Annotated in this window: 24 protein-coding genes; 14 read left to right on the forward strand and 10 right to left on the reverse strand. The window is 32.0% G+C overall.

Annotation, left to right across the window (positions count from 1 at the left end):
* Positions 1–21: 21 nt before the first annotated feature.
* The 6 genes from BBG48_RS05165 to BBG48_RS05190 all read right to left on the reverse strand — a co-directional run bounded on the left by BBG48_RS05165 (position 22) and on the right by BBG48_RS05190 (position 6,269).
* Positions 22–1,293: a replication-associated recombination protein A gene (locus tag BBG48_RS05165; protein WP_068913465.1), complete on the reverse strand. Its 1,272-nt coding sequence runs from the start codon at positions 1,291–1,293 to the stop codon at positions 22–24.
* A gap of 172 nt (positions 1,294–1,465) precedes the next feature.
* A complete protein-coding gene (locus BBG48_RS05170) occupies positions 1,466–2,143 on the reverse strand; it encodes a rhomboid family intramembrane serine protease (protein WP_068913463.1) in 678 nt (225 codons plus the stop codon).
* Between the two features lie 6 nt (positions 2,144–2,149).
* A complete protein-coding gene (locus BBG48_RS05175) occupies positions 2,150–3,592 on the reverse strand; it encodes a TrkH family potassium uptake protein (RefSeq protein ID WP_068913461.1) in 1,443 nt (480 codons plus the stop codon).
* A 7-nt stretch (positions 3,593–3,599) separates the two neighbouring features.
* Positions 3,600–4,955, reverse strand: coding sequence for a Trk system potassium transporter TrkA (trkA, locus tag BBG48_RS05180; RefSeq protein ID WP_068913453.1), 1,356 nt, complete (start codon positions 4,953–4,955; stop codon positions 3,600–3,602).
* Between the two features lie 22 nt (positions 4,956–4,977).
* Complete coding sequence (locus BBG48_RS05185; protein WP_068913818.1) at positions 4,978–5,373, reverse strand: RrF2 family transcriptional regulator; 396 nt, start codon at positions 5,371–5,373, stop codon at positions 4,978–4,980.
* 17 nt (positions 5,374–5,390) lie between these two features.
* Positions 5,391–6,269 carry a hypothetical protein gene (locus BBG48_RS05190; protein ID WP_068913451.1) on the reverse strand — a complete coding sequence of 293 codons (879 nt, stop codon included), beginning with the start codon at positions 6,267–6,269 and terminating at the stop codon, positions 5,391–5,393.
* A 178-nt stretch (positions 6,270–6,447) separates the two neighbouring features.
* Between BBG48_RS05190 and recJ the strand changes: the two genes are divergently transcribed.
* The 8 genes from recJ (at position 6,448) to BBG48_RS10985 (ending at position 13,658) form a co-directional block, all read left to right on the forward strand.
* Positions 6,448–8,763 carry a single-stranded-DNA-specific exonuclease RecJ gene (gene recJ / locus BBG48_RS05195; RefSeq protein WP_068913450.1) on the forward strand — a complete coding sequence of 772 codons (2,316 nt, stop codon included), beginning with the start codon at positions 6,448–6,450 and terminating at the stop codon, positions 8,761–8,763.
* The gene (locus BBG48_RS05200; protein ID WP_068913448.1) at positions 8,753–9,277 is read left to right on the forward strand and encodes an adenine phosphoribosyltransferase; all 525 of its coding nucleotides are present in this window, start codon (positions 8,753–8,755) and stop codon (positions 9,275–9,277) included. Before recJ ends, BBG48_RS05200 begins: the two co-directional genes overlap by 11 nt.
* A gap of 409 nt (positions 9,278–9,686) precedes the next feature.
* Positions 9,687–10,748 carry a dTDP-glucose 4,6-dehydratase gene (rfbB, locus tag BBG48_RS05205; RefSeq protein WP_068913447.1) on the forward strand — a complete coding sequence of 354 codons (1,062 nt, stop codon included), beginning with the start codon at positions 9,687–9,689 and terminating at the stop codon, positions 10,746–10,748.
* Positions 10,749–10,757: 9 nt separating this feature from the next.
* Positions 10,758–11,321, forward strand: a complete 564-nt coding sequence (gene rfbC / locus BBG48_RS05210; RefSeq protein ID WP_068913445.1) for a dTDP-4-dehydrorhamnose 3,5-epimerase — start codon at positions 10,758–10,760, stop codon at positions 11,319–11,321.
* A 20-nt stretch (positions 11,322–11,341) separates the two neighbouring features.
* The gene (locus BBG48_RS05215; RefSeq protein WP_068913443.1) at positions 11,342–12,328 is read left to right on the forward strand and encodes a glycosyltransferase family 2 protein; all 987 of its coding nucleotides are present in this window, start codon (positions 11,342–11,344) and stop codon (positions 12,326–12,328) included.
* 2 nt (positions 12,329–12,330) lie between these two features.
* Complete coding sequence (locus tag BBG48_RS05220) at positions 12,331–13,203, forward strand: glycosyltransferase family 2 protein (RefSeq protein ID WP_068913441.1); 873 nt, start codon at positions 12,331–12,333, stop codon at positions 13,201–13,203.
* A gap of 66 nt (positions 13,204–13,269) precedes the next feature.
* Positions 13,270–13,485 carry a helix-turn-helix domain-containing protein gene (locus tag BBG48_RS05225; protein WP_116170940.1) on the forward strand — a complete coding sequence of 72 codons (216 nt, stop codon included), beginning with the start codon at positions 13,270–13,272 and terminating at the stop codon, positions 13,483–13,485.
* The gene (locus BBG48_RS10985; protein ID WP_158527905.1) at positions 13,482–13,658 is read left to right on the forward strand and encodes a hypothetical protein; all 177 of its coding nucleotides are present in this window, start codon (positions 13,482–13,484) and stop codon (positions 13,656–13,658) included. The genes BBG48_RS05225 and BBG48_RS10985 overlap by 4 nt, the downstream gene beginning before the upstream one ends.
* 178 nt (positions 13,659–13,836) lie before the next feature.
* On the opposite strand, the gene recG is transcribed toward BBG48_RS10985, so the two are convergent.
* Complete coding sequence (recG, locus tag BBG48_RS05230; protein ID WP_068913437.1) at positions 13,837–15,861, reverse strand: ATP-dependent DNA helicase RecG; 2,025 nt, start codon at positions 15,859–15,861, stop codon at positions 13,837–13,839.
* Positions 15,862–16,019: 158 nt separating this feature from the next.
* Between recG and BBG48_RS05235 the strand changes: the two genes are divergently transcribed.
* Together BBG48_RS05235 and BBG48_RS05240 are read left to right on the forward strand one after the other, a co-directional pair.
* Positions 16,020–16,592, forward strand: coding sequence for a hypothetical protein (locus tag BBG48_RS05235; RefSeq protein WP_068913435.1), 573 nt, complete (start codon positions 16,020–16,022; stop codon positions 16,590–16,592).
* A gap of 28 nt (positions 16,593–16,620) precedes the next feature.
* Entirely contained in the window at positions 16,621–17,865 is a 1,245-nt protein-coding gene (locus tag BBG48_RS05240) for a tRNA(Met) cytidine acetate ligase (RefSeq protein ID WP_068913434.1), read from the forward strand.
* Positions 17,866–17,946: 81 nt separating this feature from the next.
* Here BBG48_RS05240 and BBG48_RS05245 read toward each other — a convergent pair whose 3' ends face one another.
* Genes BBG48_RS05245 through BBG48_RS05255 form a run of 3 tightly spaced genes read right to left on the reverse strand, consistent with a single transcriptional unit; the run spans position 17,947 to position 22,368 of the window.
* On the reverse strand, positions 17,947–20,625 hold the full coding sequence (locus tag BBG48_RS05245; RefSeq protein ID WP_068913432.1) for a cation-translocating P-type ATPase: 2,679 nt from the start codon (positions 20,623–20,625) through the stop codon (positions 17,947–17,949).
* 24 nt (positions 20,626–20,649) lie between these two features.
* Positions 20,650–21,396, reverse strand: coding sequence for an NAD(+) synthase (gene nadE / locus BBG48_RS05250; protein WP_068913430.1), 747 nt, complete (start codon positions 21,394–21,396; stop codon positions 20,650–20,652).
* Positions 21,397–21,417: 21 nt separating this feature from the next.
* Positions 21,418–22,368 (reverse strand): NAD(P)-dependent oxidoreductase, encoded by a 951-nt coding sequence (locus tag BBG48_RS05255; protein WP_068913428.1) that lies wholly within the window; start codon positions 22,366–22,368, stop codon positions 21,418–21,420.
* A gap of 187 nt (positions 22,369–22,555) precedes the next feature.
* Here BBG48_RS05255 and tsaE point away from each other — a divergent pair, with 187 nt between their 5' ends.
* From tsaE to rimI, 4 genes are read left to right on the forward strand one after another with little or no spacing between them, the layout of a single operon-like run.
* On the forward strand, positions 22,556–23,032 hold the full coding sequence (tsaE, locus tag BBG48_RS05260; protein WP_068913427.1) for a tRNA (adenosine(37)-N6)-threonylcarbamoyltransferase complex ATPase subunit type 1 TsaE: 477 nt from the start codon (positions 22,556–22,558) through the stop codon (positions 23,030–23,032).
* Between the two features lie 24 nt (positions 23,033–23,056).
* A complete protein-coding gene (gene tsaB / locus BBG48_RS05265) occupies positions 23,057–23,782 on the forward strand; it encodes a tRNA (adenosine(37)-N6)-threonylcarbamoyltransferase complex dimerization subunit type 1 TsaB (protein WP_068913425.1) in 726 nt (241 codons plus the stop codon).
* 24 nt (positions 23,783–23,806) lie between these two features.
* A complete protein-coding gene (locus tag BBG48_RS05270; protein WP_068913423.1) occupies positions 23,807–24,664 on the forward strand; it encodes a ComEC/Rec2 family competence protein in 858 nt (285 codons plus the stop codon).
* Positions 24,665–24,684: 20 nt separating this feature from the next.
* Positions 24,685–25,140, forward strand: coding sequence for a ribosomal protein S18-alanine N-acetyltransferase (gene rimI / locus BBG48_RS05275; RefSeq protein WP_068913422.1), 456 nt, complete (start codon positions 24,685–24,687; stop codon positions 25,138–25,140).

Raw genomic sequence — 25,140 nt, forward strand, 5'->3', positions numbered from 1 at the left:
CCTCCAATTTATGCAATATTTTTATACATCTTTAATATTTCCTATCTTTTGTTTATAGGCTTTAATACTTTCTTCAAATTTATTATTTCCCGGCTCGTAATATACAGCACCCTTTAATTCATCAGGTAAGTACTGCTGTTTTACATAGTTGTTTTTAAAATTGTGAGGGTATTTGTATTGTGTTCCTCTGCCAAGTTTTTTTGCTCCTGAATAATGTGCATCCTTTAGGTGCTGCGGTATTTGACCAATATTTTTGCTATCTATATCTGATAATGCTGAGTCTATCGCAGTTATTACAGAATTAGATTTTGGTGCAGTGGCAAGTAAAAGTGTTGCCTGAGCAAGTGGTAATTTTGCCTCAGGAAGGCCCAGCTGCAACGCAGAATTTACACAAGCATTGACGATAGCTGCTGCATTTGGATAGGCAAGACCTATATCCTCAGAGGCTATACACAATAATCTCCTGCATATCGGCTTTATATCTCCTGCCTTTATTGCTCTTGCCAAATAATGCAGTGCAGCATTTTCATCAGAGCCTCTGACTGATTTATGAAATGCACTCAATAAGTCATAGTAGCTGTCAGCTTTTAAATCATATTTTAAGGCTTTTGATATATTAAGCTCACCTAAAAGCTCTTCATTTATTTCAAGCTTTCCATCCATAGAATAAAGATTTACAAGTAACTCTATAATATTTATAGACGCTCTTACATCGCCATTTGCATATGAAGATATAATTTTTACCGCAGAGTTTGTAATAGTAATATTTCTATTATCCTGATTTAGTTTTTCAATACTTCGTAAAATATTTTGCTCAATTTTTTCACTGGACACCTCAAAAAATTCCAGCACTGTAAGTCTACTAAGTAGTGCCTTATACACATACATATACGGATTTTCTGTAGTTGAGCCGATAAATGTGATTGACCCATTTTCTAAGTAGTCTAGGAGCATTTGTTGCTGTTTTTTGTTAAAATTTTGTATTTCATCAATATATATTATTGGTCTGATATTTCTAATATCCACATTGTATGAAGAAATTATTTTTTTTATATCCTCTGTCTTTGAATAGGTCGCATTAAACATATGTATGTCAGTTTTTGCATTTTGAGCTATTATCCTAGCTACTGTAGTCTTGCCTACTCCGGGAGGTCCATAAAATATCATGCTTGGTATATTCCCAGTCAAAATAGCACGCCGAAGTAACTTGCCCTCACCGGTAATATGCTCTTGCCCAAATACATCCTCAAGAGATTTCGGTCTTAGAATTTCATTCAATGGATTTGTATTCATATCAACCTTTAATTACATAAAAACATTTATTAATTTTATTATAATATTTTAAACTAAAAATTATATTAATTTTGCCATAATATTATTTTACAACAAAAATAATTTTTTTCCACAATAAATAATTTTTAAAGTAAAAAAAGTGTAAATTCTTAAATAAATTTACACCTTTTTATTAATATGCTAAAGTAAATGCAGTAATGTAGCCAATTAGTAAAAATATTGCTCCTAAAACGACATACGCTGCTGAAAATATTATATGTGTTTTTGTTGGCAATTTGTGATAAGGAATATCAAATATGCCCGTCATCAAAAATCCGCCAATAAGTCCACCTAAGTGCCCCAGTACAGAAACCCTTGGGTCTGTTATGGAATAAATTAAGCTTATTACTATAAATGGAAAATATTGCTTTGCAAAATATTTTATGTTGGACTCCTCCTTGTAAAAAAAGTAAAGTCCCAAAATAATGCCCATCAGTCCATAAATTGATGTAGACGCTCCAGCCTCCACCGACCTTACAGAGCCAAACCCAAAGCCCATAATATTACCCATTATGCCTGATAAAATATATATTATCACAAAATTTTTTGTACCAAATAACCTTTCAAAAGTCGGTCCCATAGTTTTTAGTACAAACATATTCATCAGCAAATGAACAAGCCCAATGTGAATAAACATTGCTGTTATAAATCTGTAAAACTCCCCATCGACTATGATATATGGCTTATACATAGCACCAAACCTGAGAAGTACCTCAGTATTTGTAGTGCCGCCAGCCAATGTCATTATCAAAAATATTATTACGTTTACTACAATAATCGCATCTATTGCAGTTATTTTTTTATTTATCATAAACACCTATTTTTTAAAAACACTTCCAAATAACACTAGTATCGGATATATCTCCAATCTGCCTGCAATCATAGAAAATGACAACACTATCTTAGTAAAATCGTTGAACCCTGCAAAACTTTCCATTGGTCCAACACCATTTAACCCCGGCCCAATATTATTAAACGTAGCTGCAACCGCTGTAAAAGCCGTTGAAAAATCCTCTGTATCTATACTAACTACTAAAAATATTGCAAAAAATATAAATATATAAGCAGCAAAATATAATAATACAGAAACCGAAACTTCGTCTTTTAATCCAGCTCCTTCAAATTTTGTAGTAACTACTCTACCGGGCTGGGTAATTCTTCTCAGCTCACTTTTTGCAAGCTTGAACAAAATCCCTACTCTTGAAACCTTTAATCCCCCTGCTGTAGAGCCTGCACAAGCACCACAAAACATCAATAGCATCAAAATAACTTTTGAAAACAATGGCCATGCGTTGAAATCTACAGTAGAAAATCCAGTAGTAGTAATAATAGATGACACTTGGAAATATATATCCCTCAAAAGTATTAACGAAAACCCATCTTTAAGACCAATATTTATAAATATAAGTACCACTGCACCTACGATTATGCCAAGGTATAACCTTAATTCTTCTGATTTTAATGCCTTGCCCATTTCACCAACAAGTATCAAATAATATAAGTTAAAATTGATACCAAATAATATCATCGCCGTGGCTATCAAAAGATGTATATAATTACTGTCATAATACGCTACCGACTCAGCCTTTATACCAAAGCCACCAGTACCGGCAGTGCCGAAGGCATGAATTAAAGAGTCAAACAAATTCATACCGCCAAGCATAAGTAATACCACCAATACTGCTGTCATAACCAAATAAATGCCATAAAGTATCTTGGCAGTAGACCTCATTTTTGAAACTAATTTTCCAAAAACTGGACCAGGTATTTCAGCCTGCATCACATGAACTGACTCAAGCCCGGTAGAAGGTAATACTGCAAGCGTAAACACCAAAATTCCCATACCACCAATCAAATGGGTAAAGCTCCTCCAAAACAGCATAGAATGTGATAAAGCTTCAACATTTGTAAGTATGGAAGAGCCAGTTGTCGTAAATCCACTGGCTGTCTCAAAAAAAGCATCTACAACTGATGGTATCTCTCCTGATAAAACAAAGGGCAAGCCACCAAAAAATGATAGCAAAACCCAAGATAAGGCTACTATTATAAATCCATCTACCGCCTTCATAGACATTTTTTGCGGCTTTACCAATTCAACACTAAAGCCAAGCACTAAAAGTAATGCAATAACACTAATAAAGCTATATAAATTATTTTTACCCTCATTATATATTAAAGCAACTATAACTGATGGTATCATCAGCAAAGCTTCGACCTTTAATATATTTCCTAGGGAATAAATTACAATTTTTTTGTTCATCACTCACCTAGACAAGAATATCATCAATATCAATAATTTCATCATTCTTAGTAACTATAAGGACTAAATCATTTTCTCTGATGTCATCCATACCGGTTGGAAAAAACAATCGCCCGTCACGGATAATATATGCAACTAATGTATTTTCTATAAATTGCAAATCAATTAGCTTCTTTCCAAGAAACTTTGAGTTTCCAGCTACTTGGAACTGCATTGCCTCAACTTGTTCATCAGCTAATGTATATAGTCCAAGTAAATCAGAGTCAATAGCACTCATTTGTGACCTCACTGTCCGGATGATTTCATCGGCAATAATTCTTTTCGGATTTACAATAGATTTTAATTTATCCTTATCAAACAGTCTAGTAATAGCAGTACGATTTATCTTGGTAATTATCTTTTTTACACCCTTTTCGTAAGCATAAAGTGATGCAAGAGCATTTTCTTCGTCCACACCAGTAAGTGATATAAATGTATCGTAGCTCTCTATAACCAATTCATCAAGCAAGTCTTGGTCTGTACCATCTCTATTAATTACGGTCACGTCCTCAAATGTAGAGCTGATATCTCTTGCCATATCTCTATTTATTTCCACAACTGTAATATCCATATTTAGCCTTTTTAAAAGAGGTAATAGATAGTGGTTCATTCTTCCACCGCCTATTATCATAGCTTTTTTAAGTGGCTTTTCATTTAAAAATCCAACACTTTGGTAAAATAACTGCATATCCTTTGGCTGTCCTGTAACATAGACGATGTCGCCCTCGTGGATTTTTGAGTTGCCATCAGGAATAAATACTTCGCTGTCTCTTTGTATTACGCAAATAATTATATTGAACCGTTTACGAAAATCTTTTAGCAAAGTATTTTTTACAATGGAATTTGCATCAATGTAAACGCCTATTATAGATACGTCCAAACCCACAAAGGTTTCTACGCTTACAGCGTAAGGATACTTAATCATCCTGTAAACACTATATGCCGCTTCTTTTTCCGGATTTATTACTAAAGAGATGCCCATAGCCTCTCTTAAAAAACCTAGATTGCCCGAATATTCTGTACCTCTTACTCTAGAAATTGTATATTTTGCACCCAATTTCTTAGCAATTATGCTACTTATTAGGTTTGCCTCGTCTTTTTCAGATACGGCTACAAATATATCAGCGTCTTCAATAGGCGTCTGCTTTACAATTTCTACGTCTGTACCTGAACCTACAATACCATAAATGTCAAATTTTGATGTTAGCCTGTTGAGCACTTCTTCATTTTTTTCAATTACAGTGACATCACAATTTTCAATACTGGACAGCTGTCTGCAAAGAATACCTCCAACCTTTCCTCCGCCCATTATAATGATGTTCATTTACCCTCCGCCTTTTGAAAATTTAATTTTCAAATGTATATTTTTCTAACTCCATGTTTAACTTATCTTGAATTTTTTTAAGATTTTCATTTATAACGCACTCACCGGTTTTCATATTTCTACTACAATTTACTTGGTCTTGAAGGCATTTATTAATGTATAAATCTCCCTCTATTGCTTCAAGTACGTCCTTGTAAGTAATTTCCCTAGGCTCTTTCTTTAGATAATATCCACCTTTTACACCTCTATTGGCACTGGTTAATCCTGCAAGGTTTAATTTTCTAAGAATTTTTAATGTGAACCTTAAAGGAACTTTTAACTTTTCAGAAATAGTGCTGGCGTCTACTACCTTACAGCCACTTTTTGATAAGTAGTCTATAATTCTAAGAGCGTAGTCTGTCTCTTGTGTTATTCTCAACTTTTTCTCCATTCCAATTACATTAAAACATTTGAAACCCATAGAAAAATTGTCGCTCCAATAAATACTCCTGATAAAGAAAATAATATCAGAGCCAATCTAGGATATCTTGCCACCAAGTCTTTTATATACTCTATAACTTTGAGCTTTTTCTTTTTTTCTTTCTTATCTGTTAAATCTGCATCTGAAAGCTGCTGGGCATTTTTTAAGGTTTCTATTTCTTCAACGCTCTCTTCTACCTCTTCTTCTTCCTCTTGTGCAATTTGTTCGTAGATGTCAAATTCTCCTTTAATTTCTTTTTCAACCTGAGAAATTAATCTACTCATTGAAGAATAGTCCTCTATTACTTGGTCTCTTGACCTACCGCAATTACTACAATGGTCTACATTTTTTCCATTGGAAAACCCGCACACACACCTCCAGTTATACATTAGAAGGGCAGATAAGCTGTAGGCATCTTGTCCGGCAACTTTTCTAAGTAGCTCCAAATCGTCTACATCTAGCTCCTCATCAACGTATTTTTCCATTTTCTCGTAGATTAACTCCAAAGAATTATCATCATCAAAGTGAGCCTGCAAAAGCTTTATTTCAATTCTTCTTGTGTCCGGAAAGATTTTATTTAGTCTAAGCTTTGACGCCAAGCCGGTTTGGTCAGGCTTAATTGATATTTCTTCGCCATTCACTAGGTATGGGTCAGCGTTTATCCTTTCCTCTGAGCCATCGTAAAAGATTGCCTCGTAATCTATTCTTTTAAGTGTGGCAATATGTTTGTTTATTACTCTTATTTCTACGTTTAAATCTGCTTTTATGCCCATAAGTCTTGCAGAAACTATCTGCACAAAGGCATCTCCGCCTACCCAAATTATTGATGGCTTTAAATCTAATTTCCTTTGCATATATTTCACCGACATTTCATAATATTTACAGATATAGTATATTTTATATCAAGACAACGAATTTTACAACTAGTATATATTATGTTAAAAAATTTGTTTAAATTTAGCAATAATTACATTATGATTGAGAAAATTCGCTTTATGTTGTAAAATTGTATTCTACCACAAAGGAGGCAAAATGTTTAATAATTTATGGGATATTAAGGCGATAAATTTAGATAAATTACACTTACAAGAAATTTTTGACCAAAGAAATGTTTATGCTTTTGATGAAAATAAATACTTTTTCCCAAGTATAGATGCCCTAGGTACCGAAGGCACAATACTTGGTATAGATAAGGCTGTATCAAGGATAAATAAGGCAATTAAAAATAATCAAAAAATTTGTATCTATGGCGACTATGATGCTGATGGCACTTGCTCTACTGCTATACTTTTAAAAACTTTTAAAGCTCTTGGATACGAAAATGTAACTCATCACATACCCTCAAGGCTTACAGAGGGATATGGACTAAACAATGATGCAATAAATAAGTTAGCCTCTAACGATGTAAAGCTGATTATAACTGTTGACTGCGGTATAACCTCTGTAGCAGAAATAGATTTGGCAAATAGCTTAGGTATTGACGTGATACTTACAGACCATCACCATTGTCCCGATGTATTGCCAAAAGCCTACTGCATAGTAAACCCCCATCAAGACGGTTGCCCATCTAAATTCAAAAATTTTTGCGGAGCTGGACTTGCTTATAAGTTAGGAGTTTCACTATTAAATTCTAATACTACAGCTGTTCCCGAAGAGATTTTAGAGATTGCCAGTATTGCCACTGTTGCCGATATAGTGGAGCTTAATGGAGAAAATAGGATAATCGTCCAGCTTGGTCTTAAATTGATTAAAAAAGGTGTAAACAAAGGCGTAGATGCCCTATTAAAAGTCGCCGGAGTAAAAAATGAAAATGTAGACTCAAGGACATTAGGGTTTGTAATCGGTCCAAGATTAAATTCCGCAGGCAGGATTGCCCATGCAGATTTGGCACTTAATTTGCTTATGGCAGAAGATGAAGAATATGTAAAAAAATATGCCAGCGAATTAAATCAGTTAAACGCAAAAAGGCAGTCAATGGGTGATGAAATATACAATGACAGCGTAAAAAAACTGGATAAAGAAAATTTGAAATCTAATATAGTCATTTCTTCCTCAAAAGACTATCACATAGGAATATTAGGCATTGCTGCATCAAGATTAGTAGAAAAATACAACAAGGTTGCTATCGTAATGGCTGAAACTGATAAAATTGCCACCGGCTCACTTAGAAGTATTGAGGGATTTAGTATAGTCGATATGCTTGATTATGTTAAGCCTATTACACTAAAATCAGGCGGACACGAAATGGCTGGAGGTTTGTCGGTTTCACTGGATAAACTGGATTTATTAAAAGAAAAATTGATTGAATATGTAGATAATTTTTATTCAAAAAATGAATACTGCCCTACTAAAAAAATCGACCTAATAACTTCTGTAAAAAATCTTACTTTAGATAATTTTGATAGTATTTCAAAATTTGAACCCTTTGGAGTAGGCAACGAAAATTTTACTTTTGCATTGACTGATGTAAAATTAAGTTATCCCGGCTACATGGGTAGCGACAAAACTCATTTCTCAGCAAAAATTGAAGATACAAATATCAGAGCAATTAGATTTAACGCAGCTCAAGAGCTAAAAGATGTGGATTTCAGCAAAAAAATGGACATAGCATTTAGCCTAAACAAAAACACATATAATGGCTATACAAATTTACAATTGATGATAGAGGATATGAATTATTCTAATGAAAAAGAAATACATGACAATGACGAATTAAAAAACATACATGATAAAATTATAGATATAGAGCATGTCAATCAAATTGTTGATGATACGATTTCTGATAAAAATAACGATTTAATTAAAAAAATCAGCCTGAATAAGCTGAAAAAATTAAAAGGAAAAACTGCTATTTATTGCTATTACTTAAAAGAGTTAGAATATATCCAAGAAATAATCAAACTATCAGGATTAGAAGATATTGAGGCATTTTTTATTCCTATGGAAAAAGAAATCGAAAGCTTTGATAACATAGTTTTTCTAAAAAATATATTAAAGCTTGAAGGTTCTAAAAATATTTATCAAGTTCCAATCAAAGATTTCGACATTTATCAAGGCTATTCAGATATTAGAGATAAAATGCTAGTCATGTATCAAGCGTACAAAACTAACGAAATAGTAAAATTATACGATATACTAAAAAAATATAATATTTTAACCGACGAATTTTATGCAATCAACCAAATTTTAAATACCTGCAAACTGGTTGACATATCCTACCCACAAGGCTATAATATAGCAGTAGCAAAACTTTTAAAAGTAAATAACAAAGTAGATTTGGCAAAAAATAACACCTACCAAGCTTATAATAAATTTTTTAAAATGCAAAGGAGCTCAAATGAATCTTAAAGAGTATATAAGAGAGATACCAAATTTTCCAAAGGAAGGCATCAGCTTTAAGGACATTACTACACTTATAAAAGATAAAAAAGCCTATAAATACGCAATAGATAAATTAGCTGAAAATCTAAAAAATAAAAATATAGACTACATCATAGGACCTGAGGCTAGAGGCTTTATAATAGGTGCTCCAGTAGCATACGCATTAGGAGTAGGTTTTGTACCAATCAGAAAAAAAGGCAAACTTCCCGGCACTACCTTATCAAAAACCTATAAGCTTGAATACGGTGAGGACACCATCCAAATCCACGATGACGCCATACCAAAAGGCAGCAGAGTAGCCATAGTAGACGACCTAATCGCAACCGGCGGTACAGTAAATGCAATCATAGACATGATAGAAGATTTAGGCTCACAAGTAGTATCATGCCAGTTTATAATAGAACTAACCGCACTTAATACCAACGAAAGATTAAAACAGTACGATATTAATACATTAGTGCAGTATGATGATAAGGAATAAAAATATATAGATTTTTTATTTTTCATAGTTAATATAATTTATTTATTGTTAAAATGCCCCAAAACATTTATTTTATGTTTTGGGGCATTTTATAATCATACTAGTGTACTTCTAATAATTATATTTTTTAAAGTATAGAAATTGAGTTTATATTATTTGTTAAAAAGTTTTAAATATTTTATATTAACATAAATTATCCTTTTTATTTATATTATACATTATTTTTACAAACGTTTGTAATATTTATTAGTTAATTTATCAAATAATTTCCATAATTTGTATATAATCAACTTGGGTTTGTTGACATCCCTAGAATTGACCGTTATAATTAAAGCAATATATCTTTTTAAATTATCGCTCATATGATTATGTAAATATATTATAGAATTTCTTTAAAATTAGGAGCATTATGAAAAATATTTTAGTCACTGGTGGAGCAGGCTTTATTGGCTCAAATTTTATAAAATATGTGTTAGAAAAAAACGAATATAACGTTATAAATCTAGACTTATTGACATATGCAGGCAACTTAGAAAACTTAAAAGATATATCTAACCCTGACAAATACACCTTTATAAAAGGCGATATCTGCGACAAAGACTTAGTACAATCAATTTTTGAAAAATATGACATCGACACAGTAGTCAACTTTGCGGCAGAGTCTCATGTGGACAGAAGTATCGAAAATCCGGAAATATTTTTACAGACAAACGTATATGGTACAGTAAATTTATTAGAAAATGCAAAAAAATACTGGAAAATAGACAAAGAAAATAAGTACAGCACAGAATATAAACAAGGAGTAAAATATCTACAAGTCTCCACTGATGAAGTATACGGAGCACTTGGCAAAGCAGGAATGTTCACAGAAGATACTAACATACAGCCAAACTCTCCATACTCTGCCTCAAAAGCGAGTGCCGACCTATTTGTAAGAGCTTATCACAACACATTTGGACTGCCTACAAATATCACTAGATGCTCAAATAACTATGGTCCATACCAATTTCCTGAAAAATTAATCCCACTAATGATAAACAACTGCATAGAAAATAAATCTCTTCCGGTTTACGGAGATGGTATGCAAATCAGAGACTGGTTACACGTAAAAGACCACTGCACCGCCATATTTACAGTGTTACAAAAAGGCAAAATCGGGGAAGTTTACAATATCGGTGGAAACAATGAAAAAGCTAATATAGAAATCGTAAAATTGATAATAAATGCCCTTGGAAAATCTGAGGATTTAATCACCTATGTAAAAGACAGACCTGGGCATGACAGAAGATATGCAATAGACAACAGCAAAATCACAAATAAGCTTGGATGGAGTCCATCTTACACATTTGAGCAAGGAATAAAAGAAACAGTCCAGTGGTTTATAGATAACCAAGAATGGATGAAAAATATAGTCTCAGGCGATTATATGAAATATTATGATAATATGTATAAAAAAGCTGAAATAAAATAAGAGGTAAAAATGTCAAATTTTAAGTTCACACCAACCTTTATAAAAGGAATGTTCGTCATAGAGCCAAAAGTATTTGGAGACAATCGTGGCTACTTTATGGAAACTTACCACAAAGAAGATTTTGTAGCCGCCGGTATAACTGACGAATTTGTCCAAGACAACGAATCCTCTTCCAAAAAAGGTGTACTACGAGGACTTCACTATCAAACAGAGCATACCCAAGGAAAATTAGTCAGAGTAATAAATGGCGAAGTTTTTGACGTAGGAGTAGATTTGCGTAAAAACTCTCCTACCTATGGCAAATGGTATGGCGAAATATTGAGTGCAAAAAATAAAAAGCAGTTATATATTCCAAAAGGCTTTGCCCATGGATTTGTAGTATTGTCAGACATTGCCACCTTCACATATAAATGCACAGACCTGTATGACCCACAGCACGAAGGCGGCATAGCATGGGACGACAAAGATATAAATATAGATTGGCATTTAGACGGCATAAACGAAATTATTCTTTCTGACAAAGATAAAAATAGAAAAACCCTTGCAGAAGCAAAAATAGAATTTGATTGTTAATATTAGGAAGTAAAAACTTAATGAATAAAGTTACATTAGTAATACCAAATTATAATGGCATCCATTTTTTAAAAGATTGCATAGACTCTTTATATGAAAATGCAGGACTTCCATTTGACCTAATCATAATTGACAACGCATCTACAGATGGGGATTATAGTTTTGTAAATAATTATAAAAATGCAACTTTTATAAAAAATCAGCAAAACTATGGATTTGCAAAAGCTGTTAATCAAGGAATAAAACTAGCTAAAACAGATTACGTAGTCTTACTAAATAACGATACAATTGTTTTAAAAGACTATCTTAAACATTTTGTAAATGCAATTGAGCAAGATAGCAAAATTTTCTCTGTATCATGTCTGATGATTTGTAATTACGATAGAACTCTAGTTGACACTGCTGGTGACAGCTACAGCCTATTTGGCTGGGCATATAAAAGATGCGATGGCCAAAAAATAACAGATGACAAAGTGAATAAAAGAGCAAATATTTTTTCTTCTTGTGGTGGTAGTGTCATATATAGAAGAAAAATATTTGATGAAATTGGGTATTTTGATGAAAACTTCTTTGCATATCTAGAAGACATAGACGTATCTTACAGAGCATTAATTCATGGCTATAGAAACATTTATACACCAAATGCAAGAGTCTATCACATAGGCAGTTGCACAACTGGTGGTAAATATAATTCATTTAAAGTCAAAATTTCCTCTAGGAATAACGTCTACCTTCCATATAAAAATATGCCCCTTCTACAATTAATAATTAACCTTCCCTTTTTGTTCATTGGATTTTTTGTCAAATACATTTTCTATGTTAAAAAAGGATATGCTAAAGAATATACATCAGGCATAAAAGAAGGATTATCAAGTCTATACAAAATAAAAAAGACCAAATTCAGATTAAAGAATTTGCATAATTATATAAAAATCGAATATTTACTAATAAAAAATTTATTCATTTATATGTTTAGATATGTTAATAAATTAATAAAAGCATGGTAACCATGAAATTATCAATAATAATAGTAAACTATAAAACCTACGATTATACATTTAGTGCAATTAAATCTGTATTGAATTCATATATTGACTTTGAATATGAAATATTCCTCATTGATAACGCATCAAATGATGGTAGCATAGAAAAACTAGAGCAAGATTTTTTTGATAAAATCTCAAATAATAAAATTGAAATAATCAAAAATACCGAAAATCTAGGCTTTGCAAAGGCAAATAATATTGCAATTAAAAAGTCAAATTCAGATTATATACTATTACTGAACTCTGATACAAAAGTGTCTAATACTGCCATATATGGTTCGGTTAACTATTTAGAAAGCCTACATAAACCAGCTATATTGACTTGCAAAGTTCTCTTAGAAGATGGAAAATTAGACCATGCCTGCAAAAGAGGTTTCCCAACTCCTGAAGCCTCATTTTATTATTTCACAAAATTAGATAAAAAAAATCCACAAAAATATGGTGCTTACGATTATTTGACACTTGATGAAAATGAAATCGGCTATGTAGATGCAGTATCAGGTGCGTTTATGCTGATAGCTAAAGAAATAATTGAAAACGTTGGTTTACTTGACGAAGATTACTTTATGTATGCAGAAGATATAGATTACTGCTATAGAGCAAAACAAGCTGGATATGAAATTATATATTATCCAAAAGAAACTATAACGCACTATAAAAACAAAAGCCGACAAAAAAGAAAATATAAAACGATATATAACTTTTACCACACAATGTGGCTGTTTTATAAAAAACATTATATAAAAAAATACAATCCCCTAGTAACACTATCAGTTATATGTGGTATATTATTAAAATATCTAATAGAACTCATAAAAAATGCTGTAAGAAGATAATTCTTCCTACAGCATTTTTTATTCTCATACTTACATACCTTTAAATTTATAGCATAATAATGAATTATGAGAAAAATATACGAAATAAGTGAACAAGAATATAAACAAGATGAAGAAATAAGAAAAGCTAACAATAATAAGACGCTAGATAAAAAATTACGAGTAATAACTCTGAGATTTCAAGGATATAAGAATGTTGAAATCGCAGAAATTATACAGTACACACCTAACTATGTAGCTACCTTGTTAAGAAAATTCAAAGAAAAAGGATTTCAGGAATGAAGCTAGAAAACTATTACCCTAATAAAAGAGTAAGACTAATGTTTCAAGACAAAGCAGGATTCGGACGAATAAACAAACCAAAGTATTGTTGGTGTAACGAGATAATCCGACCAAAAGTGCCATGCCATCACATAAGAGATTGCAGATATGTGTACGCAGCAAACAGATATTGAAATAAATCCGTCAGATGGGGTTCAAGAATGAAGTATTTAAAACATTAAAAGATGTAATTAACAGATTATGTAAAACAATAAATAAGCTAACGAATGAAATGGTAAAAAGTATAACATTAAGAAAATGGATAAGTGAGATATAAATTTATTATACTACGATTTTAAAGGTATATTAGTATCAATTTGCATTAATTTTCAAATTTATTTTTTGTGAAATTTTTTTCAATGTCTCTATATCGTTTTTAGAGGTAATTTCTTCGATACAATCTTGGGCAAATTTTAGGATGTCATAATTTTTGATTAAATCTGCTATTTTAAACTCAGGCAATCCATGCTGTTTTACTCCGAAGATGTCGCCTGCTCCTCTGAGTTTGAGGTCTTTTTTTGCTATTTCAAAGCCATCGTTACTTGATATTATTACGTTTAACCTTTCTTTACTAATCTGACTGAGTTGGTCGTATAGCAGTATACAGTACGACTGGTCTGCTCCTCTACCTACTCTACCTCTTAACTGATGTAGCTGAGATAGTCCAAATCTTTGGGAGTCATATATTAGCATTGTGGTGGCATTTGGCACGTTTATGCCGACTTCTATTACTGTTGTGGATACTAAAATATTTATCTTGTTTTGCTCAAATTCCAGCAATACTTTTTCTTTTTGTGTGCCTTTCATTTTTCCATGCAAAATTCCTACGGAAAACTTCGGCTCAAACCTTGCTCTTACTCTGTCAAACACTTCTTCTACTGAGGCAATATCCATTTGCTCATTTTCCTCTACAAAGGGACATACGATATAGGTCTGCAAATTATTTTTTAATTTTTCTTCTATAAAATCAAATATTTTAGACTCTTTGTCCTTTTTCACTGCCTTTGTAATTACAGGTAGTCTGTCCTTTGGTAGCTCATCTATTACAGAGATGTCTAAATCTTTATATAGCACAAGCGAAAGTGTCCTAGGTATTGGGGTTGCACTCATTACGATTTTATCAGGCACAATACTTAATTTTTGCTCCAGCACTCTTTTTTGATTTACTCCAAATCTATGCTGTTCATCGGTGATTATTAAACCCAAATTTGAAAAATCCACTTTATCTTGTATCAAAGCGTGTGTGCCTATGATTAAATCTAGCTTGCTGTCAGCTATGTCACTTAAAAGTTGATTTTTTTTCTTGGTTGAGCCTGTTAATAGTCCAACTTTTACATCGGTGTTTTTGAATACCTCCAGTGCGTTATTGTAATGCTGCATAGCCAGCACTTCTGTCGGTACCATTAAAACTGACTGATATCCGTTTAAAAAGCTGTTGAGTACGCAAATAAAGGATACTATTGTTTTACCTGAGCCTACGTCACCTTGTATTAGTCTGTTCATCGGTTTTTGACTGTTCATATCTGAAAGTAACTCATTTACAACTTTTTCTTGAGCTTGTGTAAGCTTGAATGGAAAGTTATTTATAAATTCAGAAATTTTTTCTTTATAATTTTTAAATTTTATTCCTTGCTCTGTCGCAATTTCAAGCTTTGATATTGATAAAAAAGCCTCTATTTCAAAAAATTCACTGAATATACAGCGATATCTACTTCTTTTTAACAAGTCCAAGTTTTCCGGAAAATGAATATTTTTTATGGCTTGTTGCATAGAGATTAATTTATATCTATTCAGTTTTTCTTCGCTAAGATATTCTAAAGCATTTAAATCTACATCGTTTAATGCGTAGCCAAGCGAATTTATTATGTCAGTATTTGTAATTCCTCTTGTCAAATTGTAGATTGGAAATATATGTCCTATTTTATGTTTAGCCTCATCAAATTCTATTTCAGGTGCATTAAACTCCAACATTCCCGACTGAAATGCGGCTTTACCATAAAAATATATTGTTCTGCCCTCTATAAGCTCTGTTAGTATAAATCTATTGTTAAATATTTTTATTAGGGCGTGCCCTGTTTCGTCTTTTACATATATTTTTAAGATAGTTTTTTTGTTTCCCCTTAAAAATATGGTTTCACGTCTTACTATCTGAGCTTTTACACTGATTTTATCGCCTTCGTTGATGTCTCGTACCTTTTTAAATACACTCCTATCCTCATATCTCCTTGGATAAAATGTCAACAGGTCATATATTGTAAAAAGCCCCAAATTATTTAGAGCGGACTGTTTTTTTGTACCAATTTTTGGTATATTTATAATGCTTTCTTCTAATTGCATATATACCTCATATCTATTTTTAAATATTCCTGTAAATTTATTGTTACCTATTTATTATATACCAAAATTTACATAATAGCGATTGATTTTCATAAACTAAATTGCTAAAGCATTTATTCCGATATATATGTAAACACAAATTTATTTTGGAGGTAACTATGAAGGTAAATCCAATTTCAAGAGGTGCTGTTAATAGACCTTATTATTCGTTTAATGCAGGCTCAGTACAGCCGGTGCAATCAATCCAAGCCACGTCACCGATATCACCTGTTGAGGGTCAATACGCATCAGAAAATGCAGAGCTTTCTTTTAGAGAATATCAGGAAAAATTAGACGAAACAAAGGATTATAAGGGAAAAAATAAAAATTTAGAAGATAAGGAATTTAATTCTCATAAAGAAAATCACAAATTTTCAAAAGAGGAAATAGAAACGATAAATTCGATATTAAATTTATTTGAAAAATTTAATACCAATGTTGACAGAATTAAAAAAATTGACTTAGCTAGAAATCAAAATAATCTTGACAAGATAAAACAAACTTATAATAAGAACAGTCGCTTTTTACTCAAAATGGGTATAAGCCTAGATAAATTGACACATTTTGAGCTAAATCAAAAAACTTTTACTGAGGAGGTCATAAGAGACCCTGCCTCACTTAAAACTCTATTTGAGCCATATAACGGAGTTTTAAAGCAATTAATTTCTAGCTTTAATGGGATGTTGATATAGTTTTAATTTATAAATAATACAATTAATTATGACAAATAAATATAAAGTAATAGGCATAGTCAGTGAATACAATCCATTTCACACTGGACACAAGCACCAAATAGAAACTATAAAAAAAGAATATTATAACCCCTATATAATCTCTCTCATTAGCGGAGAATTTGTGCAAAGGGGCGCAGCTGCAATCGTTGACAAATATGCAAGGGCAACTATGGCAGTAAAAAACGGTGCTGATTTATGTATACAGCTACCCACATTTTTTTCTACTCAGGTTGCGGAAATCTTTGCAAAAGGTGCAATAAATACATTAAATTCTCTTGGTATTGTTGACGCTATACATTTTGGCAGTGAAACCGGAGATATTGCACTGCTTGAGTCTCAATCAAAGAAAATTGAAAACTCCTACTCAAGTATTTATTCTGATACAATTTTGGATGAAAAAAACTTGCCACTAAATACACTTATTAAAAATAACAATAAAAGTGGTAAGTCTTTCATAAAAATTTTTTCTGAAAATAATGGTAATTTGCCTGATATGTCAAACGATATACTTGCAATAGAATATATAAAGGCTTTGAAATATTTTAATTCAAATATTGTGCCTCTAACCATGAAAAGGCACGTCAGCTCACATAATGAAGTTAGTATTAATAAAGAATTTGCCAGTTCAACTGCAATTAGAAACTCTATCCACGAAGGTATGTTAACTGATAAAAGCCCGGAAAATATTTTCAAATTTTTACCGGAAAACAGCCTTATAGATTTTAAAGAAAAAAAATATATTTTTGATGAACATTTTTTTGAAATGATAAAATTTCAAATTATTTCTAATAAAGAAAATTTGAAAGATATATTTGAAATATCAGAGGGACTTGAAAACAGGATTTTAAAATTTGTTGATACTGCTAAAACATATGAAGATTTAATTTTTAGCATAAAGTCAAAGAGATACACCTTAGCTAGGATTAGGAGGATAATGTTTAATATCCTCTTAGACATTCAAAAATCACAAATAGACACTATTAAAGCATCAGGCTATAAAATCCCATATATAAAAATTTTAGCATTTAACGATAGAGGAAGATATATAATAAAAAAAATAAAACAAAAAAATAATGTAGAAATCATTAATAAATTTGCCAATTATAAGCCTTATGACGAATATTCTACACTATTTTATGAAAAAGACCTGCTTGCAAATAGAATTTATAATATTCCAATCACAAAATACAAATCATTAGATTATTTTACATCTCCAAGCTACATTAAATAAACCTTAATAATCGCAAAATATTAAAGCGTTAGGTTGCATATACAGCAATCTAACGCTTTTTGTAATATATTTTAAAGAAATTTATTTAGCTGCACTTCTTTTAAATATTTTTACTATTTCATTTAATACTATTACACTAAGTGATAGTCCTACAACTATTGCCCAGTCAAGCAAGCTTAAAGGAGAAACCTTAAATGCGGCAGCTAGTAACGGAACATAAATTACTATTAGCTGTATTAAAATACCTCCTATTAGCGAATAGACTAAATACATATTTGAGGTTAAGCCAATCGCAAAAATACTTTTTTTCTCATGTCTTAGGTTAAATGAATGGAATAACTGAGAAACTGCAAGCGTCACAAAAGCCATAGTTCTTGCGTGTCTTTCGGCTTCAGCATTTTCTAGTAGATTTAACGAAGTCATGTGAGTTAACAATGTGCCTAAATCATTTATATTACTATACATTACAGCACCTATTAAAAATGCTAATAAAGTTATTACTCCGATTAATACACCATTTACTACTAAAAATAGTATTCTTCCCTTAAATAGGCTTTGCTTTGAATGTCTTGGCTTTTCTTTCATTATATCTTTGTCACCGGTGTCCATACCAAGAGATATTGCAGGGAATGTGTCTGTAATAAGGTTTATCCATAACAAATGAACTGACTGTAGAGGTGTAGGCCAACCCAATAATACTGAAACAAATATTGCTACAATTTCTCCAATATTACAAGATAGCAGAAATGTTACAGATTTTTTGATATTTGCATATATATTTCTACCCTCTTCTACTGCTGTAACTATTGTCTGAAAATTATCGTCAGTCAAAATTATGTCTGACGCACCTTTTGCTACATCTGTACCGGTTATACCCATAGATACTCCGATATCGGCTGCTTTAAGTGATGGAGCATCATTTACTCCATCGCCGGTCATTGAAACAATATTGTCAGAGGCTCTAAAGGCATTTACAATTTTTACTTTGTGCTGAGGTGATACTCTTGAAAATACTCTCTTATTTTTAACTATTTCTTTAAATTCTTCATCTGTGTAATTATCTATTTCTACACCTGACATTGATTGGTCATATTCACTGGCAATACCAAGCTCTTTTGCTATGGCAAATGCTGTTTTTTGATGGTCGCCTGTAATCATAACTGTTGATATGCCTGCTTTTTTGCACACATTTATTGAATTTTTGACCTCCAGTCTTGGCGGGTCAATCATGGCAACTAAGCCTAAAAAGACTAAATCCTTTTCCATGTCCTCTTGTTCAAGCTTTTCGTATGAACCCACAACTTTGTAAGCCAGCCCTAAAACTCTAAGAGCTTGGTCAGAAAAATCTCCGACTACTTTTAAAATTTCTAGCTTTTGCTCCTGTGTCATAGGTACAACTTCGCCATTTTTGACAACCGAAATAGTTTTGTCTAACAGTACATCTGTAGCACCTTTAGTAAACACTTTATAATTGCCGCCATATTCATTGACTGTACTCATTAGCTTTCTATCTGAGTCAAAGGGTGCCTCATTTAGCCTTGGGTGACTTACACTTACATCTTCTCCTGTTATAGAAAGTTTTCTTCCCGCATCAATCAATGCTATCTCTGTCGGGTCACCTGTAGAAGTTGTGCCATCAGATGTAGCATCACTACAAAGCATTAACCCTTCTACTAACATCTTTTGGTAATCATTCTTTATATCTACATTTTCTGTTTCTATAATTTTATCGTCATAATAATATTTCATGACGGTCATTTTATTTTGTGTAAGTGTGCCTGTCTTGTCTGAACAAATTATATTTACTGCTCCAAGTGTTTCTACAGATGGTAATTTTCTAACAATAGCATTTTTCTTTACCATCTTTTGTACTCCAATAGCAAGCACTATAGAAACTATTGCCGGTAACCCTTCAGGAATAGCTGCAACAGCAAGTGAAACTGCTGTTAGAAACATTTCAAAAATATCTCTTTTTTGAATAACTGCCAGTCCAAACATAACCGCACAAATAGCAAGTGCAATTATTCCAAGTAGCTTTCCAACCTCTGCCAATTTAATTTGTAGTGGAGTTTTACCATCTTCTTGGGATAGCATATCAGCTATCTTACCAATTTCTGTATCCATTCCTGTTGCTACAACTATACCTTTACCTCTACCACTTGTAACTAAAGTAGATGAAAATGCCATATTTGTTTTATCACCAAGTGGCACTTTTTCGTCTTTAATAACCAGCTCAGCATTTTTATTTACAGGTACAGACTCTCCAGTCAATGCTGACTCTTCGACCTGCATATTTGCAGTTTCAATTAGTCTCATATCTGCCGGTATATATCGCCCTGCATCAAGGACAACTATATCCCCTGGAACAATTTTTTCCGACTCTAGTTCTATAGTTTGCCCATCTCTTATTACATATGCCTTTGGTGTAGACAAACTTTTTAGTGCCTCCATGGATTTTTCAGCTTTTGCCTCTTGTGTTACTCCAATTACAGCATTTAATACAACTACTGCCATAATTATTATTGTATCACTTACTTCTTTCAACACTCCCGACACAATTGCAGCTATCAAAAGTATATAGATAAGTGGGTCATTTAGCTGTGCCAAAAATAGCTCAAGGATGGTTTTTTTCTTTTTTTCTTTTAATTTGTTTGCCCCATACTTCTCAAAATTAGCTTGGACTTGCTCTTTTGTAAGTCCGTTTTGTGCATTTGAGTTAAAGTCGCTTATTACTTTTATTTTATCTTCAGTAAAGTACATATCATTCCTTATTTAAATATTTTTCTAATTTCTTTCAAAAAATGGTATCTGATTTCTTTTATGCTCTGAATTTTTATGAAGTCTTTCAATGATTTGCTTAGATTTTTCGTCTACATCATTTCCTGAAAGATATTTTTCTATTGTAGGATAGCTTACTCCCATTTCATTTTCGTCTGTCTGATTTTCCCATAAATCCGCAGATGGAGCTTTGTTTATTATACTTTCAGGCACATTCAATATTTTTGCCATTTCGTATATTTCACTTTTGTGGATTTGCTTTAGTGGTAATATATCTACTCCTCCATCACCATATTTTGTAAAATAGCCGGTGTAGGTTTCTTCCACATTGTCAGTACCTACAACCATATAACCTAAATTATTTGCAACTGCATAAAGTGCGGACATTCTCATTCTAGCTCTAAGATTTGCATCAGTTATTGTCTTATATTCTTCTTTCAAAATTTTTTCTTCTTTTAAAGCATTTATTGTCTTATCCAAAATAATTTCATGTGCGTCTGTTAAATCCAAGGTTATGGATTTAATTTTTTCTTTTTCAATTAATTTTTTTGCATCTTCTACGCTATTTTTACTGGATTTTATAGGAATAATTACTCCTAAGCTATTATCCTCTGCCGCCTTATGGATTAAGCAAGCCACTACCGCTGAGTCTATCCCTCCTGAAACTCCTACAAGCAATCCTTTTGAGCCGGATTTTTTAACCTGCTCCTTTAGCCAAATTACGATATCGTCTATCAATTTATTATAATCCATTTTAAAACCTGCCTTTTAAATTTAATTAATTTTATTTTTCATTTCCTTGCCATTTTTAAATGCCAATATATTGTCTACAGCTATCTTGCCCATTTCTTCTCTTGCCTCCACGGTGGCATTACCTATGTGAGGCGTGCATATACAATTGTCAAAGCTTAAAAGCTCCTTTGACACCTTAGGCTCAAACTCATAAACGTCCAGTGCCGCACCTGCAATTTTTTTATCTTTAATAGCATTTATTAAAGCTTGCTCAGATACTACTTTTCCCCTTGCAGAGTTGATTAAATAAGCTGTATTTTTCATCATATCAAACTGCTCAGCGTCAATCATATGAAATAACTTGTCATTATATGATAAATTTAAAGATATAAAGTCTGAATTTTTATAAATTTCGTCTTTAGTTGCAAATTTTATTGTTTCATTTTCCAGCTCTTTCTTTTGATGATTTGCATTATATAGTACATTCATACCAAAAGCTACAGCCTTTTTAGCAAGACTTTGACCAATATTTCCAAATCCGATAATGCCAAGCGTTTTTCCATGTAGCTGAGTGCCAAGGTGATATGTAGGTCTCCAGCCTTTAAAATTTCCTGATTTAAGCTCTGATTTTCCGCCCACAACGTCTCTTGCACAACTAAGTATTAATAAAAATGCCAGCTCAGATGTGGAATAAGCAGAGCTTTTTGCAGGTGTATTGCATACGGATATATTATTTTTATTTGCTGATTTTAGGTCGATGTTGTCAAAGCCTGCTCCATAATTTACTACTAATTTTAAATTTTTAGCTGAATTTATTATTTCTTCATCAATTTTGTCTGAAAGCGGGCAAAACAACACATCTACTTCAGAAATTTTATCTATTATTTCTTGCTTAGTCAATGGCTCATTGCTATCATGGTAAGTAATTTCAAACTCATTTTCTAATTTTTTATAAATGTTATCCGGTATACTGCTGGTGATAAATAATTTCATACGTCTCCTATTAATTCAAAATTAATTTATATTATTTTATAGCAAAGCGATTTAAACTAATTTTAAATATACCCACTTATAATATTTTTTAGCGAAAGTATAGTCAAAAAAAATTCAAATATTAAATAAACTGTGCTATAATATTATAAATCCCAATAAAATTTAATAATATATCACGGAGAGTTCAATGAAAATTGTACTGAAAAATGAACTTGAAACTTCTGATTTTGGACAACAATTAGCAAATTTAGTCCAAATCCCATCATGTATAGCTCTTGTTGGTGAGATGGGTTCAGGCAAGACTGTGCTGACTAGAAATTTTATAAAAGCAATTGCTAATCAAGATGATGTAGCTAGTCCTACTTTTAATATTGTAAATGAATACAATTTTGACGGCAAAAAAATATATCATTTTGATTTTTATAGATTAGAGTCCGAAAATGAGTTATATAATGTTGGTTTTGACGAATATATATCAGATAAAAAAGCAATCACAATAATTGAATGGGCAGACAAATTCCCTGAAATACTTCCTAAAGAAAAAATTGTAATTCAGTTTGAAAAACAAAATGATTTAAGAATACTTCAAATCACTTCCAGTCAAAAAAATTCTGAAACTTTTTACAGCAAGCTTAAAGAACTTGCATATTATACAGATTTATAAATTTATTTAGATGGAGAAATAAAATTGAATATTTTATCTATAGATACATCCTCAAACACCTTGTCTATAGCTATTAAATCCAATGATGAGATTTTAGGTGAGCTGGATTTAAATTCCGGCTTAGTCCATTCTACTACTCTTATGCCGGCGATGGAATATTTATTTAAGCTTACAGGCTTTGATAAAAAAGACTTGGATTTAGTAGCAGTATGTATCGGTCCGGGCTCTTTTACAGGGATAAGGATTGGTGTCGCCACGGCAAATGCTATGGCACTTGGTCTTGGCATAAAGGTTGTGGGAGTTTCATCATTAAAAGTCTTGGCTATGAACCATAGATATTCAGATGCTATTATAATACCTACAGTAGATGCTCAAAGAGAAAGCGTGTATACTTGTATTTATGAACCCAACGATGGCACATTGACTGCAGCTTGTGAAGAAAAAGTAGTTAAGATAGAAAACCTTATTGAATATATTAAAGGTTTAGATAAAAATGTTGTTTTATCAGGATATTTATTAGAAAATTTAGAAGATTACAAGCTAAATAATCTGATAACCGTTTCTCCTGAGGATAACTTTATTAAAGCGTCAAATATATGTATTTTAGCAGAAAAACAGTATTTGGAGCAAGAAAAAGAACAGCAAGCTTTTGCCCAGCCAAAATATATACAAAAATCTCAAGCTGAAGAAGTGTATGAGAAAAAATTTGGTGAGCAAAATAAAGAATTTATAAAGAAAAATTTAATATAATATGAGCAGCGAATTTCTATTTAAATGAATAACAAAACCAAACTAATTTTAATTCTGATTTTAGCATCATTTTTATTATATACTTATAATTTTATATATAGGATTTTTTCTCCTCCACATTTAGAGGTGCATTTTATTGATGTCGGTCAAGGCGACAGCACACTAATAATAGCAGACGATGGTAAAACCATGCTAATCGACTCCGGTTTAGATGTGATGTCAGACAGACTAATCGGATATATATCTAATTTGAATATCAAAAAAATTGACTATCTTATCGCAACCCATGCTGACGCAGACCACATCGGTGCTATGGATAAAATAGTAGATTACTTTGATATAGGGTATTTTTCAATGCCAATTTTTCAAAGTAATAGCATTGAATATAAGGAATTGGCAGACAGCCTAAGCAAAAAAAATATAAAGCTAACTCCTATACAAAGAAAAGACAGCTTTACAATGGATAATTTAAAATTTACTGTTTTAAATCCAGACGGTAATAATTTAAGCTCCGACACCAACAGCCAATCAATTGTTTTAAAAATGGATTATGGAAATGTTTCAATGATGTTTATGGGAGATGCCGGTATAGCAATCGAGGACGAGATTTTATCAGCTTTTCCTAACATAAAGGCTGATGTTTTAAAGCTTGGCCATCATGGTAGCTCTACATCCAGCAGTGAATACTTTGTAAAAAGAATAGCACCAAAATTCGCTGTCATATCATGTGGCATCGATAATAAATACAATCACCCGTCACAAATCGTATTAAATGTCATAAAAAAACATAATATAGGCTATTTTCGTACTGATAAACAAGGAAGTATAGTCCTTAAAGTTCATAATTCAAAAATTTCATCAAATATAAAACCCATTTACTAATTTTATGTATACGAGATAAAATGAAAGCTACAAAAAATTTTATAATAAGAAAAATGGAGTCTGAAGATGTCCCTCAGGCTCATGAAATAGAAAAAAAATGCTTTACTGACGCATGGTCACCAAATTTATTATACAAAGAATTAGAAAATGGCCTAGCCTATTATGTAGTAGTAATGGATGGCGAAACAATGGCTGGTTACCTTGGAGTGTGGTTTATAATGGATGACACTCAGATAATGAGTATTGCAGTAGAGCCGTCATATCAAGGACAAGGCATAGGCAATCTCATGATGGAGCATTTGCATGAGGTATCTGAGCAAAAGGATATATTTACCATGAGCCTAGAGGTCAGAGTTTCTAATTATAAGGCAATAAATTTGTACGAAAAATTCGGCTTTGAAATAATCACCACAAGAAAACAGTACTATCAGGACAACAAGGAAGATGCGTATATAATGTATAAATACCTTAGATAA

Source organism: Criibacterium bergeronii (assembly GCF_001693775.2).
In the GTDB taxonomy this organism is placed as follows: Bacteria; Bacillota; Clostridia; order Peptostreptococcales; family Filifactoraceae; genus Peptoanaerobacter; species Peptoanaerobacter bergeronii.

Coding starts and splice junctions, on each gene's coding strand:
- tsaE (WP_068913427.1), top strand. CDS start 22,556: ATGAAAATTGTACTGAAAAATGAACTTGAAACTTCTGATTTTGGACAA.
- rfbB (WP_068913447.1), top strand. CDS start 9,687: ATGAAAAATATTTTAGTCACTGGTGGAGCAGGCTTTATTGGCTCAAAT.
- BBG48_RS05220 (WP_068913441.1), top strand. CDS start 12,331: ATGAAATTATCAATAATAATAGTAAACTATAAAACCTACGATTATACA.
- BBG48_RS05170 (WP_068913463.1), bottom strand. CDS start 2,143: ATGATAAATAAAAAAATAACTGCAATAGATGCGATTATTGTAGTAAAC.
- BBG48_RS05165 (WP_068913465.1), bottom strand. CDS start 1,293: ATGAATACAAATCCATTGAATGAAATTCTAAGACCGAAATCTCTTGAG.
- BBG48_RS05225 (WP_116170940.1), top strand. CDS start 13,270: ATGAGAAAAATATACGAAATAAGTGAACAAGAATATAAACAAGATGAA.
- trkA (WP_068913453.1), bottom strand. CDS start 4,955: ATGAACATCATTATAATGGGCGGAGGAAAGGTTGGAGGTATTCTTTGC.
- recJ (WP_068913450.1), top strand. CDS start 6,448: ATGTTTAATAATTTATGGGATATTAAGGCGATAAATTTAGATAAATTA.
- recG (WP_068913437.1), bottom strand. CDS start 15,861: ATGCAATTAGAAGAAAGCATTATAAATATACCAAAAATTGGTACAAAA.
- BBG48_RS05235 (WP_068913435.1), top strand. CDS start 16,020: ATGAAGGTAAATCCAATTTCAAGAGGTGCTGTTAATAGACCTTATTAT.
- rimI (WP_068913422.1), top strand. CDS start 24,685: ATGAAAGCTACAAAAAATTTTATAATAAGAAAAATGGAGTCTGAAGAT.
- BBG48_RS05215 (WP_068913443.1), top strand. CDS start 11,342: ATGAATAAAGTTACATTAGTAATACCAAATTATAATGGCATCCATTTT.
- rfbC (WP_068913445.1), top strand. CDS start 10,758: ATGTCAAATTTTAAGTTCACACCAACCTTTATAAAAGGAATGTTCGTC.
- BBG48_RS05200 (WP_068913448.1), top strand. CDS start 8,753: ATGAATCTTAAAGAGTATATAAGAGAGATACCAAATTTTCCAAAGGAA.
- BBG48_RS05240 (WP_068913434.1), top strand. CDS start 16,621: ATGACAAATAAATATAAAGTAATAGGCATAGTCAGTGAATACAATCCA.
- BBG48_RS05190 (WP_068913451.1), bottom strand. CDS start 6,269: ATGCAAAGGAAATTAGATTTAAAGCCATCAATAATTTGGGTAGGCGGA.
- nadE (WP_068913430.1), bottom strand. CDS start 21,396: ATGGATTATAATAAATTGATAGACGATATCGTAATTTGGCTAAAGGAG.
- BBG48_RS05255 (WP_068913428.1), bottom strand. CDS start 22,368: ATGAAATTATTTATCACCAGCAGTATACCGGATAACATTTATAAAAAA.
- BBG48_RS05245 (WP_068913432.1), bottom strand. CDS start 20,625: ATGTACTTTACTGAAGATAAAATAAAAGTAATAAGCGACTTTAACTCA.
- BBG48_RS05270 (WP_068913423.1), top strand. CDS start 23,807: ATGAATAACAAAACCAAACTAATTTTAATTCTGATTTTAGCATCATTT.
- BBG48_RS05175 (WP_068913461.1), bottom strand. CDS start 3,592: ATGAACAAAAAAATTGTAATTTATTCCCTAGGAAATATATTAAAGGTC.
- BBG48_RS10985 (WP_158527905.1), top strand. CDS start 13,482: ATGAAGCTAGAAAACTATTACCCTAATAAAAGAGTAAGACTAATGTTT.